This is a genomic window from Bradyrhizobium sp. SZCCHNR1051 (assembly GCF_032489615.1).
GTDB lineage: Bacteria > Pseudomonadota > Alphaproteobacteria > Rhizobiales > Xanthobacteraceae > Bradyrhizobium.
The window spans coordinates 175,484-188,525 of sequence record NZ_JAUEYJ010000013.1 but is presented as its reverse complement, the minus strand read 5'-3'; the positions used below and the strand labels follow the sequence as shown (position 1 = coordinate 188,525).

The 13,042-nt window shown below is 65.7% G+C and carries 10 protein-coding genes; 8 read left to right on the top strand and 2 right to left on the bottom strand.

The window, feature by feature from the left end; genetic code table 11:
* Positions 1-76: 76 nt before the first annotated feature.
* From QW868_RS17965 to QW868_RS17945, 5 genes are all read left to right on the top strand, one after another.
* Positions 77-1,675 (top strand): ABC transporter substrate-binding protein, encoded by a 1,599-nt coding sequence (locus tag QW868_RS17965; RefSeq protein WP_316231092.1) that lies wholly within the window; start codon positions 77-79, stop codon positions 1,673-1,675.
* 92 nt (positions 1,676-1,767) lie between these two features.
* Complete coding sequence (locus QW868_RS17960; protein WP_315738539.1) at positions 1,768-2,778, top strand: ABC transporter permease subunit; 1,011 nt, start codon at positions 1,768-1,770, stop codon at positions 2,776-2,778.
* On the top strand, positions 2,775-3,686 hold the full coding sequence (locus tag QW868_RS17955; RefSeq protein ID WP_316231091.1) for an ABC transporter permease subunit: 912 nt from the start codon (positions 2,775-2,777) through the stop codon (positions 3,684-3,686). The genes QW868_RS17960 and QW868_RS17955 overlap by 4 nt, the downstream gene beginning before the upstream one ends.
* A 27-nt stretch (positions 3,687-3,713) precedes the next feature.
* Positions 3,714-4,748 carry an ABC transporter ATP-binding protein gene (locus QW868_RS17950; protein WP_316231090.1) on the top strand — a complete coding sequence of 345 codons (1,035 nt, stop codon included), beginning with the start codon at positions 3,714-3,716 and terminating at the stop codon, positions 4,746-4,748.
* Positions 4,745-5,722, top strand: a complete 978-nt coding sequence (locus QW868_RS17945; protein ID WP_316231089.1) for a peptide ABC transporter ATP-binding protein — start codon at positions 4,745-4,747, stop codon at positions 5,720-5,722. The genes QW868_RS17950 and QW868_RS17945 overlap by 4 nt, the downstream gene beginning before the upstream one ends.
* Positions 5,723-5,731: 9 nt before the next feature.
* On the opposite strand, the gene QW868_RS17940 is transcribed toward QW868_RS17945, so the two are convergent.
* Positions 5,732-7,078: an 8-oxoguanine deaminase gene (locus tag QW868_RS17940; RefSeq protein ID WP_316231088.1), complete on the bottom strand. Its 1,347-nt coding sequence runs from the start codon at positions 7,076-7,078 to the stop codon at positions 5,732-5,734.
* Positions 7,079-7,218: 140 nt separating this feature from the next.
* Between QW868_RS17940 and QW868_RS17935 the strand changes: the two genes are divergently transcribed.
* Together QW868_RS17935 and QW868_RS17930 are read left to right on the top strand one after the other, a co-directional pair.
* On the top strand, positions 7,219-8,046 hold the full coding sequence (locus QW868_RS17935; RefSeq protein ID WP_316231087.1) for an FAD binding domain-containing protein: 828 nt from the start codon (positions 7,219-7,221) through the stop codon (positions 8,044-8,046).
* On the top strand, positions 8,043-10,757 hold the full coding sequence (locus tag QW868_RS17930) for a molybdopterin-dependent oxidoreductase (protein WP_316231086.1): 2,715 nt from the start codon (positions 8,043-8,045) through the stop codon (positions 10,755-10,757). Before QW868_RS17935 ends, QW868_RS17930 begins: the two co-directional genes overlap by 4 nt.
* A gap of 116 nt (positions 10,758-10,873) precedes the next feature.
* Here the strand turns inward: QW868_RS17930 and QW868_RS17925 are convergent, their stop codons facing one another.
* On the bottom strand, positions 10,874-11,185 hold the full coding sequence (locus tag QW868_RS17925) for a hypothetical protein (protein ID WP_316231085.1): 312 nt from the start codon (positions 11,183-11,185) through the stop codon (positions 10,874-10,876).
* Between the two features lie 199 nt (positions 11,186-11,384).
* Between QW868_RS17925 and QW868_RS17920 the strand changes: the two genes are divergently transcribed.
* Positions 11,385-12,569, top strand: coding sequence for a urate hydroxylase PuuD (locus QW868_RS17920; RefSeq protein ID WP_316231084.1), 1,185 nt, complete (start codon positions 11,385-11,387; stop codon positions 12,567-12,569).
* Positions 12,570-13,042 lie beyond the last annotated feature (473 nt).

The window sequence follows — 13,042 nt, the reverse complement described above, 5'->3', positions numbered from 1 at the left end:
CGGCCCATCGTCTGGGTCGAGTCCAATGATGCTCCACCTTGCGATGCCTCGACAGCCGTAACCGGGAGTTCCAACTGTGAACAGATCTATCCTGCTCGTTGCCGTCTGCACGTCGGCGCTACTGACGACTCCAGCCGCTTTCGCCAAGACCCTGGTTTTCTGCTCGGAAGGCAGCCCAGAGAACTTCTATCCCGGTGTCAACACAACTGGGACATCGTTCGATGGCAATGAGCCAATCTACAACCGCATCGTCGAGTTCGAGCGCGGCAGCACGCAAGTCGTGCCAGGTCTCGCGGAAACATGGACGATCTCGCCCGACGGCACCACCTACACGTTCAACCTCCGCAAGGGCGTGAAGTGGCATTCGACCTCCAAGTCGTTCAAGCCGACACGCGACTTCAATGCCGACGACATTCTGTTCTCGATCGAGCGGCAATGGAAGGAGGATAATCCCTATTTCAAGGTGACGAGCCCGAACCATTCGTATTTCGGCGACATGGCGATGCCGAAACTTTTGAAGTCGGTCGAGAAGATCGACGATTATACGATCAAGGTGACCCTCAATCAGCCGGAAGCCCCTTTCCTCGCGGATCTCGCGATGCCGTTCGCCGCGATCCAGTCGAAGGAATATGCCGACGCGATGCTGAAGGCCGGTACGCCCGAGAAGATCGACCAGGATCCGATCGGCACTGGTCCATTCTACCTCGTACAGTATCAAAAGGACGCCGTGATCCGGTACAAGGCGTTTCCCCAATATTGGGGCGGCAAGGCCAAGATCGACGACCTCGTCTATGCGATCACGCCGGATGCATCCGTTCGCTGGGCCAAGCTGCAGAAGGGCGAATGCGACGTGATGCCCTATCCGAACCCGGCCGATATCGACACGATCAGAAAGGACCCGAACGTCACCGTGCTGGAGCAGCCGGGCCTCAACGTTGGGTATCTCGCCTTCAACACGCAGAAGAAGCCGTTCGATGACGTGCGCGTGCGTAAAGCGCTCAGCATGGCGATCAACAAGCAGGCGATCATCGACGCGGTCTATTTGTCGACCGGCATCGCGGCAAAGAACCCGATCCCGCCGTCGATGTGGTCCTACAACGACGCCGTCAAGGACGATCCCTATGACCCCGACGCGGCCAAGAAGCTTCTCGCCGATGCCGGATTCCCGAACGGCCTGGAGACCGATCTGTGGGCCATGCCGGTGCAGCGTCCCTACAATCCGAATGCCAAGCGCATCGCCGAGCTGATGCAGGCCGATCTCGCCAAGATCGGCGTCAAGGCCGAGATCAAGTCGTTCGAATGGGGCGAATACCGCAAGCGGCTGCAGGCCGGCGAGCACCAGATGGGCATGTACGGCTGGACCGGCGACAACGGCGATCCCGACAACTTCCTGCACACCTTGCTGGGCTGTGCTTCGGCGGCGGGATCGGGGTCGAACATCGCAAAGTTCTGCTACAAGCCGTTCGACGAACTGGTCGTAAAGGCCAAGACCGTCAGCGACCAGGCCGAGCGTGCCAAGCTCTACGAACAGGCCCAGGTGGCCTTCAAGGAGCAGGCACCGTGGTTCACGATCGCGCATGCGGTGCAGTTGAAGCCTGTCAGCAAACGCGTGATCGACTTCAAGCTATCGCCGTTCGGACGCCACAGCTTCTATGGCGTCGACGTCAGGGACTAGCGGACCTCAGGGCGAAGCAGCTTTCGCTGCTTCGCCGCTTCCGCTTCGCTGCCCTCCCGAAGACCTTCCGGGGAAAGTTGACAGAGCACTGCATGTTGCGGTTCGTCTTTACCCGGCTGAGCCTCGTGGTCCCGACCTTCATCGGCATCACGTTGCTCGTGTTCGTGCTGATCCGCCTCATCCCCGGCGACCCTATCGAAACCATGGCCGGCGAGCGCGGGATCGATCCCGCCCGCCTCGCGCAGCTGCGCAAGGATTACGGTTTCGATCAGCCCGTGCTGGTCCAGTATGGCCTCTATCTGTCGCGGCTGGCGCACGGAGATTTCGGCCGCTCGATCGTCACCCATGAGCCGGTGATTGCCGAATTCCAGACCTTGTTCCCCGCGACGGTCGAACTGTCGGTCTGCGCGATCCTGTTTGCGCTGTGCGTGGGGCTGCCGGCCGGCATCATCGCCGCGGTCAGGCGCAATTCGATCTTCGACCACGGCGTGATGGGGATCTCGCTCACCGGCTATTCGATGCCGATTTTCTGGTGGGGACTGCTGCTGATCCTGCTGTTTTCGGTGCAGCTCGGATGGACGCCGGTGTCGGGCCGGATCGCGGTGCAGTATTTCATCGAGCCGGTGACCGGCTTCCTGCTGATCGATACGCTCCTGGCCGGTGATGTCGGCGCGTTTCGTTCGGCCCTGTCGCATCTCGTCCTGCCGACGATCGTGCTCGGCACGGTACCGCTCGCGGTGATCGCCCGCATGACGCGATCGGCCATGCTGGAGGTCCTCGGCGAGGACTACATCCGCACCGCCCGCGCCAAGGGGCTGCCGCCGTTCCGCGTGATCGCGATTCACGCCTTGCGCAATGCGCTGATCCCGGTGGTGACGGTGATCGGGTTGCAGGTCGGCGTACTGTTCACCGGCGCCATCCTTACCGAAACCATCTTTTCCTGGCCGGGCGTGGGCAAATGGCTGATCGAGGGCATCAACCGCCGCGACTATCCGGTGCTGCAGGGCGGCACGCTGCTGATCGGCGCGATCGTCATGACCGTCAATCTGCTGGTTGATATCGCCTATGGGCTGATTAATCCCCGCATCCGGTACACGCGATGAGCGCCGAGAACCTCCCAACCCGCATCGTTGTCGCGCAAGCGGACGCGCCACCGTCTCCATTGCTGGAGTTCTGGCAAGACTTCCGGAAAAATGCCGGGGCCGTCGCGGGCCTGGTCGTCATCGCGGTCCTGATCCTGCTCGCGCTGTCGGCCGATGTCGTCGCGCCGCATTCGCCTGTGCTCACCAACAATGCGGCGTTCCTGAAGCCTCCCTTCTGGCAACAGGGTGGATCGCTGTCCTATCCGCTCGGCACCGACGCGATCGGGCGCGATATTCTGTCCCGTCTCATCCACGGCGCGCGGCTGTCGCTTCTGATCGGCATCGCGGTGGTGACGTTGTCGGTGATATCGGGCACGATTCTCGGCCTGATCGCCGGTTTTTTCCGCGGCGTGGCCGAGGTCGCGATCATGCGGCTGATGGACATTACGTTGACGCTGCCGAGCCTTCTGCTCGCGATCGTCATCGTCGCGATCCTCGGGCCGGGCCTGATGAATGCGATGCTGGCGGTCGCGATCGTGCTGCTGCCGCACTACGTGCGGATCGCGCGTGCCGCCGTGATCAGCGAGGTCTCGAAGGACTACGTCATCGCGGCCAAGGTCGCGGGCGCCGGCCGGCTCCGCCTGATGTTCAAAGAAGTGCTGCCGAACTGCGCGGCGCCGCTGATCGTGCAGGCGACGCTCGGAATTTCCACCGCGATCCTTGACGCCGCCGCGCTCGGCTTTCTCGGTCTCGGCGCGCAACCGCCCTTGCCCGAATGGGGAACCATGCTGGCGGACGCGCGCGAATTCGTGCTGCGGGCCTGGTGGGTCGTCACGCTGCCGGGCCTGGCAATCCTGCTGACCGTGCTGGCCTTCAACCTGCTCGGTGACGGGCTGCGCGACGCGCTTGATCCCAAGCTCAAACGATAATCTGCGCAAGAGAGTGAAGGCGATCCGATGCCGCTTCTCGAGATCGAAAATCTGTCGGTCGCATTTCCATCGCGGAACGGGATGGTCCGTGCCGTGGATGGCGTCAGCATCGCGCTCGACAAAGGCGAGGTGCTGGGCATCGTCGGCGAGTCCGGATCCGGCAAGAGCGTCGGCATGCTGGCCCTGATGGGATTGGTGCCCTACCCCGGCCAAGTCCAGGCCGACAAAATGTTGTTCGAGGGACGGGATCTGCAGACCCTGTCCGACCGCGAGCGGCGCACCCTCACCGGCAAGGACGTCGCGATGATCTTCCAGGAGCCGACGACGTCGCTCAACCCGTCGTTCACGATCGGCTATCAGCTGGCCGAGACGCTGCGCATTCACGAGGGGATGAACCGCAAGGCCGCGCGGCGGCGGGTGATCGAGCTGCTGGAGCAGGTCGGCATTCCCGCCGCCGAGAGCCGGCTCTCGTCCTATCCGCACCAGCTCTCGGGCGGCATGAACCAGCGCGTCATGATCGCGATGGCGATCGCCTGCAATCCGAAGCTCCTGATTGCCGACGAGCCGACGACGGCGCTCGACGTCACCATCCAGGCCCAGATCCTCGATCTGCTGCTGTCGCTGCAGCGCGACCGCGGCATGGCGCTGATCCTCATCACCCACAACATGGGCGTGGTCTCGGACACGACCGAGCGCGTAGCGGTGATGTATGCGGGACAGATCATGGAGCAGCGCCCGACCTCGAGCCTGTTCGCCTCGCCCCAGCATCCCTACACGGCCGCCTTGCTGGCGGCGCGCCCGGAAGCGAGCGACGGGGGACGGCTCGCCACCATCCCTGGCGTGGTGCCCGGAGCTTACGACCGGCCGCCCGGGTGCCTGTTCAGCCCGCGTTGCATCTATGCGACGCCGCTGACCGATGCGGTGCGTCCCGAGTTGCGTCCCTGGAGCGATGGCCTGGTGCGTTGTCATTACCCGCTCGGCGATCCCACGCGCGAAGAGCGAATCGAGGCCGACCGGCATGGCGCCTGTGCGCCGTGCCAGGCCCACGAGGCCCTGTCATGACGACGCTCGTCACCGCCGACGGTCTCGAGCGCAGCTACGAGATCAAGCAGGGCCTGTTCCGCGCCCCGGCGCATCTGCAGGCCGTCGGCGGCGTTTCGTTTGCCATTGACGCCGGCAAGACGCTGGCGGTCGTCGGCGAATCCGGTTGCGGCAAATCGACTCTCGCGCGTCTCGTCACGCTCATCGAGAAGCCGGACGCCGGCACGCTCATGCTCGACGGCCTCGACGCCGTCGATCCTCCGGCCGGCGCCGCGAGGACCTTGCGGCGTACCGTGCAGATCGTGTTTCAAAATCCATATGGCTCGCTCAACCCGCGCAAGCGCGTCGGCGCCATCCTCGAGGAGCCGCTGATCATCAACACCGACCTCACCAAGCAGGAGCGGCGCGCGCAGGCGCTCGACATGATGGCGAAGGTCGGGCTGCGTCCGGAGCATCATGGCCGCTATCCGCACATGTTCTCCGGCGGCCAGCGGCAGCGCATCGCGATCGCGCGCGCCCTGATGTTGCGGCCGAAGCTCTTGGTCGCCGACGAGCCGGTCTCCGCGCTCGACATGTCGGTGCAGGCGCAGGTGCTCAACCTGCTGGCCGATCTGCAGCGTGAGCTGGGGCTCGCTTATCTCTTCATCTCGCACGACCTCGGTGTTGTCAGGCACATCGCCGACGACGTGCTGATCATGTATCTGGGACTGGTCATGGAGCACGGGCCGAAGGAGCGCATTTTCGCGCGGCCACTTCATCCCTATGCGCAGGCCCTGGTCGACGCCACGCCGGGCCTAGGCCGCAAACGTCAGCGGATCGTGCCCAAGGGCGAGTTGCCGTCGCCGCTCGACCCACCGGCCGGCTGCGTGTTTTCGACCCGCTGTCCCCATGTGACGGATTTCTGCCGCGCGCAGCGCCCGCCGCTGCGCCCGCTCGACGGCCGCCTCGTCGCCTGCCATTACGCCGAGCGCTTCCTGGACCCACAGCCGGCCTGACAATCGTCTTCACCCCGCCTGCATCTGAGCTGCCGCCGCGCTGTGGCGCCGGATCAGCCGGGTGACATCGAGCCCCGGAATGGCGCCGTCGATCACGGTCCAGCGGCCGCCGACCATCACGCGATCGGCACGGTGCGCGCCACACAGCACCAGCGCGGCGATCGGATCCCCTGAACCCGAGAAGCGCAGCTCGTCGAGCTTGAACAGCGCGAGGTCGGCGGCCTTGCCGACCGCAATCTCGCCGAGCTCGGGCCGGCCGACGCACGCGGCCGAGCCCTTCGTCGCCCACCGCAGCGCATCCTTGTGGCTGATCCGGCTAACGCCGTAGCGCGCCCGCTGCAGCAGGAAAGCGGAGCGCACCTCCTGCATCAGGTTGGAGCCGTCGTTCGAGGCCGAGCCATCGACGCCAAGGCCGATGCCGACGCCCGCCTCTTCCATCTCGCACACCGGACAGCAGCCGGAGGCGAGCAACTGGTTCGAGCAGGCGCAGTGCGTGATCGTCGTCCTCGCCTTGCCGAGCCGTTTCATCTCCTCGGCATTGAAGAAGATGCCGTGCGCAAGCCAGGTGCGCGGACCAAGCCAACCCTGCTTTTCGAGATAATCCAGCGGACGACAGCCGAACATCGCCTCGCAGAAGCGGTTCTCATCCTCGGTCTCGGCGAGATGCGTGTGCAGCCGCACGTCGAGCTTGTCGGCGAGCGCAGCCGTCTTCTGCATCAGCGATCCCGTCACCGAGAACGGCGAGCACGGCGCCAGCGCGATCTGCACCATCGCATCCGGCCCGCGCTCGTGATAGGTGGCGACCACGCGCTCACTGTCGGCAAGGATCGTGTCCTCGTCCTGCACCACGCTGTCCGGCGGCAGCCCGCCGTCGCGCTCGGACAAGTTCATCGAGCCGCGGGTCAATAGCACCCGAATGCCGAGCCGCTTCGCCACCGCGACCTCGATGCCAACTGCATCTTCGAGCCCGGCGGGGAAGACATAGTGATGATCTGTCGTGGTCGTACAACCCGACAGCATCAGCTCGGCCATCGCGACCGTGACCGCAGCATCCAGTGCCTCCGGCGTCAGCTTCGCCCAGATCGGATAGAGCGCCTTCAGCCAGGGGAACAGCTCGCGGTCCATCGCGGCCGGCAGCGCGCGCGTCAGCGTCTGGTAGAAGTGATGATGGGTATTGATCAGCCCGGGGATCACGACATGCGCGCTGGCATCATAGGTCGCCGCACCAGCGGTGGCCGGCTCGGCACCGGCAGGCACCAGCTCGACGATGCGGCCGTCCTTGACGACGACACCGCGCGCAGCATCCTCGGCGAGAATGGCGAGCGGGTCCTTGATCCAGATCGGCGTCGTGCTCATGGCTGCCTCGTCTCGTTGATTGGGCGTTTGCGTGTGCCGGTAACTTGCAAGCGGAAGGCCAGCGTCATCCTATTGCCAGTTGGCGCTGGTCTTGCAAGGATTCCACCCGCGATAGGCTGCGCCCACGAGCTGGCATCACCATGGATCTGAACACCATCACGGAGGTCGTGCGCCCGAGAACGCGGGCCGAGCTGCCCAGCTGGCAGGCAGGCGATGCCTGGCTGGCCGGCGGCACGTGGCTGTTCTCCGAACCGCAGGCGCAGCTGTCGCGGCTGATCGATCTCAGCGAGCTCGCCTGGCCGCCACTCACCATCAGCGATCAGAGCCTGGGCATCGCCGCGACCTGCAGCGTCGCCGCGCTGGACGCGCTGCCCTGCCCGGCCGACTGGATCGCGGCGCCCCTGATCGATCAATGCTGCCGCGCGTTCCTCGCTTCCTTCAAGATCTGGAAGACGGCGACCGTGGGCGGCAATCTCTGCATGTCGCTGCCGGCCGGGCCGATGATCTCGCTGCTCGCCGCGCTCGAGGGCGTCTGCACGATCTGGAGGAGTGACGGCAGCGAGCAGCGCATAAGGGTCACCGACTTCGTCACCGGCAACAACAGCAACGTGCTCGCGCCTGGAGACCTGTTGCGCCAGATCGACATTCCGCTGCCCGCGCTCAAGCGCCGCACCGCCTTCCGCCAGATCGCACTCACTCCGGTCGGACGCTCCGGCGCGCTGCTGATCGGAACCTCGGGCCGCAACGGCGACCTGCTGCTCACCGTAACCGGATCGACCGTCAAGCCGCTGCAGCTGCGCTTTGCCAGCATGCCCGACGCAACCTTGCTGCGCGCGAGCATCTTCGGCGACATCCCCGATACGTCGTATCATGATGATGTTCATGGCAAGCCCGCCTGGCGCAAGGCAATGACCCTGCGCCTCGCCGAGGAGATTCGCGCCGAGCTCGCTGGCGGCGCGCGGCCATGAGCGTGATCGTCGATGGCAAGGAAGTCGATGCTGCCCCGCGCCCCGGACAGTGCCTGCGGACCTTTCTGCGCGACGCCGGCCATTTCGGCGTCAAGAAGGGCTGCGACGCCGGTGATTGCGGCGCCTGCACCGTGCTGCTCGATGGCGAGCCGGTGCACAGCTGCCTGATCCCCGCCTTTCGCGCCGAGGGCAAGGCGGTCACGACTGTCGAAGGTCTCGCCGCCGATGACGGCCTGCATCCGATGCAGCAGGCCTTCCTCGATGCGCAGGCGTTCCAATGCGGCTTCTGCACCGCAGGCATGATCGTCACCTGCGCCTCGCTGAACCAGGCGCAGGTGAAGGATCTCGGCGCGGCGCTGAAGGGCAATCTGTGCCGCTGCACCGGCTATCGCGCCATCGAGGACGCGCTGCTCGGCCTCACCCATGTCGAGGATGTCATGGCCGGCGAAGCCTTCGGACGCAGCCTGCCGGCCCCCGCCGGCCCCGACGTCGTGCGCGGCCGGGCACGCTACACCTTCGACACGACGGTCGAAGGCCTGCTGCACGTCAAGCTCGCGCGCTCGCCGCATGCGCATGCGCGTATCGTCGGCATCGACAAGAGGGCTGCGCTGGCCGTGCCCGGCGTGCATGCAGTGCTGACGCATGAGGATGCGCCGGCGACCCTGTTCTCCACCGCGCGCCATGAGCAGGCCTGGATGGATCCGGCCGACACCCGCGTGCTCGACGATGTCGTCCGCTTCATCGGCCAGAAGGTCGCCGCCGTGGTCGCCGACAGCGAAGCCGCCGCTGAGGAAGGTTGCCGACGCCTCGTCGTCGACTACGAGATCCTGCCTGCCGTGGTCGATCCCGAAGCCGCGATCGCGCCCGGCGCGCCTGTCATTCACGCCGGCCGCACAGCTGCGCATCGCATCGCGGACGTCAGCCGCAACATCGTCGCCGAGACCCACGGCGAGCTTGGCAACGTCGCCGCCGCGCTCGCGTCTGCCGCCGCGACCTATGAAGGCACCTTCACCACGCAGCGGGTGCAGCACGCCGCCCTGGAAACGCACGGCGGTCTCGCCTGGCTCGACGACCACGGCGTGCTCACCGTCCGTTCCAGCACGCAAGTGCCGTTCCTGACACGGCGGGCGCTGTGCGAAATCTTCGACCTGCCTTCCGACCAGGTCCGCGTGTTCTGCGAGCGCGTCGGCGGCGGCTTCGGCGGCAAACAGGAGATGTTCGTCGAGGATATCCTCGCGCTCGCCGCGCTGAAGACCAACCGTCCCGTCAAGCTCGAATTCACCCGAGAGGAGCAGTTCATCGCGACCTCGACGCGACATCCGATGCGTGTCACGGTCAAAGCGGGCGCCGACAGCGACGGCAAGCTGACCGCGCTGCAGCTCGATGTAGTCTCCAACACCGGCGCTTACGGCAATCACGCCGGGCCCGTGCTGTTCCATGCCTGCGGCGAGTCGATCTCGGTCTACAATTGTCCCAACAAAAAGGTCGACGCGATCGCCGTCTACACCAACACGGTGCCGGCCGGCGCCTATCGCGGCTACGGCCTGCCGCAAACCACCTTCGCGGTCGAAGCCGCAATCGATGAGCTCGCGCGGCAGCTCGGCATCGACGTTGTCGAGATGCGACGCCGCAATATCGTCAGGCCCGGCGATCCCATGCTGGCGCCGCCGGCATCGGAGCACAGCGACGTGCTGTACGGCTCCTACGGGCTCGACCAGTGCCTCGATCTGGTCGAGCGCGCGATGGCCGAGACGACGCCGACGCCGGAGCTGTCGACCGAGTGGCTGACGGGCGATGGCATCGCGCTGACGATGATCGATACGGTGCCGCCTGACGGCCACTTCGCCGACGCCGCCATCAGCCTGCGCGACGACGGCGGCTTCGTGCTCACCGTCGGCACCGCCGAGTTCGGCAATGGCACCAGCACCGTGCATCGCCAGATCGCGGCGACCGTGCTCGGCACCACGCCCGACCGCATCACCCTCAACCAGTCCGACACCGCCCATGGCGGCCACGACACCGGCGCCTACGGCTCGACCGGCACGTTCGTGGCCGGCCGCGCCACGCAGGCCGCGGCGGAGGCGCTCGCCGAGACGCTCAAGCGCTTCGCCGCCGATCATTGGAACCTGGATCCGGACGGCTGCCGGATCGCTGACAATGCGATCAGTTGCGGCGCTCGGCGCCTGTCCTTTTCCGAGATTGCCAAGCTCAGCGGATCGCCGCTCACGGCAAGCGGCAACTCGCAGGGCACGCCGCGCTCGGTCGCGTTCAACGTCCAGGGCTTTCGCGTCGCCGTGAACAAGCACACCGGCGTGGTCAAGATCCTCAAGAGCGTGCAGGCCGCGGATGCTGGCCGCGTCGCCAATCCGATGCAGTGCCGCGGCCAGATCGAGGGCGGCGTCGCGCAGTCGCTGGGTGCTGCGCTCTACGAGGAGATCGTGATCGACGAGACGGGCCGCGTGATCAATCCGCGCTTCCGCGACTACCATGTGCCGTCCTATGCCGACGTGCCGCGCACCGAAGTGCTGTTTGCCGACACCAGCGATACGATCGGCCCATTGGGGGCGAAGTCGATGAGCGAGAGCCCCTACAATCCGGTCGCCGCCGCGCTCGGCAACGCGCTGCGCGCCGCCACCGGCATCCGCTTCACCGCCGTGCCGTTCAAGCCGGACCGGCTGTTTCCGCAGTTGCAGGAGAAATTCGGCGAATGAGCCAATGATGGCGGCGATCCGGGGACGCGCATGAGCGAGACATTTCGTCCGGTCGACGAGCGTCCGGCGGCCATCAGCTCCTCTGCGCAGCACGTCCGAGGTGGGAGATGGCCGCGCTAGGGCTTCGACCGGCGATCGTAGGACCAGCCGAACAGGCCGCTTCGCTCGGTCTCGGGCTCCGGCTCGGCTGCCGGAGCAGATTGCGTCGGCTGCGCGGCCGCCTGTGGCGCGGCAGGCGCGACCGGCTTTGGAATGCTCTCGCACTTCATCGAATAGACCAGCTTGCCGTCCTCGGTGCGCCCGATCGGCGCGCAGGCATCGGCGCGCCTGGCGGCTGCCGGCTTTGGCGCGGGCGCTGTCTGCGCCAAGGCGGATTGCACCAAGGCGGGCTGCGCCATCACCAGAATGATCAGGACCGGTCTCTTCATCGCGTCCGCCATGCGTCGTTACCGGATGCATTGAACGCAATCGCGCGGTCGATGTCCACCAGATCAAGCGCGCATGAAGGCCTGTCTCCTGTGCACGGCCTGCCAAAGCGATGCGCTGGAAATCACACGGGATCGATGCAACAGATGGGGCGCAGGCGGCCGTCCTTCGGCGCGTGCTGCACAAGGAGATGAGCGCACGATGTGGGCCTCGATCATATCGGAATGGCTGAGCCTGATCTTCCGCTGGCTGCACGTGGTCGCGGCGGTGGCGTGGATCGGGAGTTCGTTCTACTTCATCGCGCTCGATCTCAGCCTGAAGCCGCGTGAGGGCCTGCCGACGGGCGTGATGGGCGAAGCCTGGCAGGTCCATGGCGGCGGCTTCTACCACATCGTCAAATATCTGGTGGCGCCGGCGCAGATGCCGAGCGAGCTGACTTGGTTCAAATGGGAGGCCTACACCACCTGGCTGTCCGGCTTCGTGCTGATGATCGTGGTGTATTATCTCAACGCCGACCTGTTCCTGGTCGACAAGTCGATCCTCGATCTCACGCCCGTTCAGGCCGGTCTGTTCAGCTTCGGCTCGCTGGCGCTGGCGTGGCTGCTGTACGAGGGCGCCTGCCGCAGCGGCCTTGCCAGGCACGAGCTGCCGTTCGCGATCGGCGGCTACATCTTCCTCGTCGCGCTCACCTACGCCTTCACCCACGTGCTGAGCGGCCGCGGCGCCTTCAACCAGATCGGCGCGATCATCGGCACCATCATGGTCGCCAACGTGTTCGCAGTGATTATCCCCAACCAGAAGAAGATCGTTGCCGCGTTGCTCGCAGGTCAGGCCCCGGACCCCAGGCTCGGCAAGACCGGCAAGGAGCGCTCGGTCCACAACAACTATCTGACCCTGCCGGTCGTGGTGCTGATGATCAGCAATCACTATCCGCTGCTGTTCGGCACCCGCTACAATTGGGCGATCGTCGCCATCGTGCTTGCGCTCGGGCCGGTGATCCGCCACTTCTTCAACGCGCGTCACAAGGGTCATCCGTCGCCATGGTGGGTGTGGGGCGTTGCGGCCGCGGGCATGATCGGCATCCTGCTGTTGTCCGCGGCGGGCCCTCGCGACGCCAAGACGACGATGAGCGCGCCGCCAACATTCGCGCAGGTCGAGGAGATCGTGACCTCCCGCTGCAGCATGTGCCACGCCGCCGAGCCCGTATGGGACGGCATCGTCGCAGCCCCCAAGGGCGTGCGGCTCGACACCGCCGACAACATCCGGCGCAATGCACGGCTGATCGTGCGCAACGCCGCGTGGTCGAGCGCCATGCCGCCCGGCAACATCACCGAGATCACCGGCGACGAGCGCGCCGCGCTCGCGGCGTGGGCGGGCGCGCAATAGCCGCTCACCTTCACTGTCCTCTTCACCTGTCAAACAGCTCGTTCGCCGAGCCTGCACCCGCGCGAGCTCATGCGCCCTGGCAACGGTTCGACTTTCAACCATCGCGGTTCTCTAGGAGAAGACGTGCCACGGCGCTCCCGCGGCGCGATCGGCCCGGGTTGCGTATATCGTTCGCCCTCACGGGCGCGGGGCATGTTCTCGGCGCGCAACAAGCACTCGACCCATCGTTCCGGCATTCGCCGACAACGCAGCCGTCGGCTCGGTCATTGCGCGACGGCGTGCTTGCAGATGCTCGCTTCGGTTCCCCACGACGCATGCGTGAAGCCGACGCTGGGACAACCGAATTTTCACAACGCGCAGTTGAGCTGCGATCCGAGCAACGACGATTGAGTTGGAGCGCATTCGATTGTCGTCATGACCTTGCGGCAAAATTTACCACCCATTGGGACGCGGCTTGGCTGCAGAAAACATGG

Bases quoted from the DNA above. Each gene is read 5' to 3' on its own strand.
- QW868_RS17960 (WP_315738539.1), top strand. From the start codon at position 1,768: ATGTTGCGGTTCGTCTTTACCCGGCTGAGCCTCGTGGTCCCGACCTTC.
- QW868_RS17955 (WP_316231091.1), top strand. From the start codon at position 2,775: ATGAGCGCCGAGAACCTCCCAACCCGCATCGTTGTCGCGCAAGCGGAC.
- QW868_RS17950 (WP_316231090.1), top strand. From the start codon at position 3,714: ATGCCGCTTCTCGAGATCGAAAATCTGTCGGTCGCATTTCCATCGCGG.
- QW868_RS17945 (WP_316231089.1), top strand. From the start codon at position 4,745: ATGACGACGCTCGTCACCGCCGACGGTCTCGAGCGCAGCTACGAGATC.
- QW868_RS17940 (WP_316231088.1), bottom strand. From the start codon at position 7,078: ATGAGCACGACGCCGATCTGGATCAAGGACCCGCTCGCCATTCTCGCC.
- QW868_RS17935 (WP_316231087.1), top strand. From the start codon at position 7,219: ATGGATCTGAACACCATCACGGAGGTCGTGCGCCCGAGAACGCGGGCC.
- QW868_RS17930 (WP_316231086.1), top strand. From the start codon at position 8,043: ATGAGCGTGATCGTCGATGGCAAGGAAGTCGATGCTGCCCCGCGCCCC.
- QW868_RS17925 (WP_316231085.1), bottom strand. From the start codon at position 11,185: ATGAAGAGACCGGTCCTGATCATTCTGGTGATGGCGCAGCCCGCCTTG.
- QW868_RS17920 (WP_316231084.1), top strand. From the start codon at position 11,385: ATGTGGGCCTCGATCATATCGGAATGGCTGAGCCTGATCTTCCGCTGG.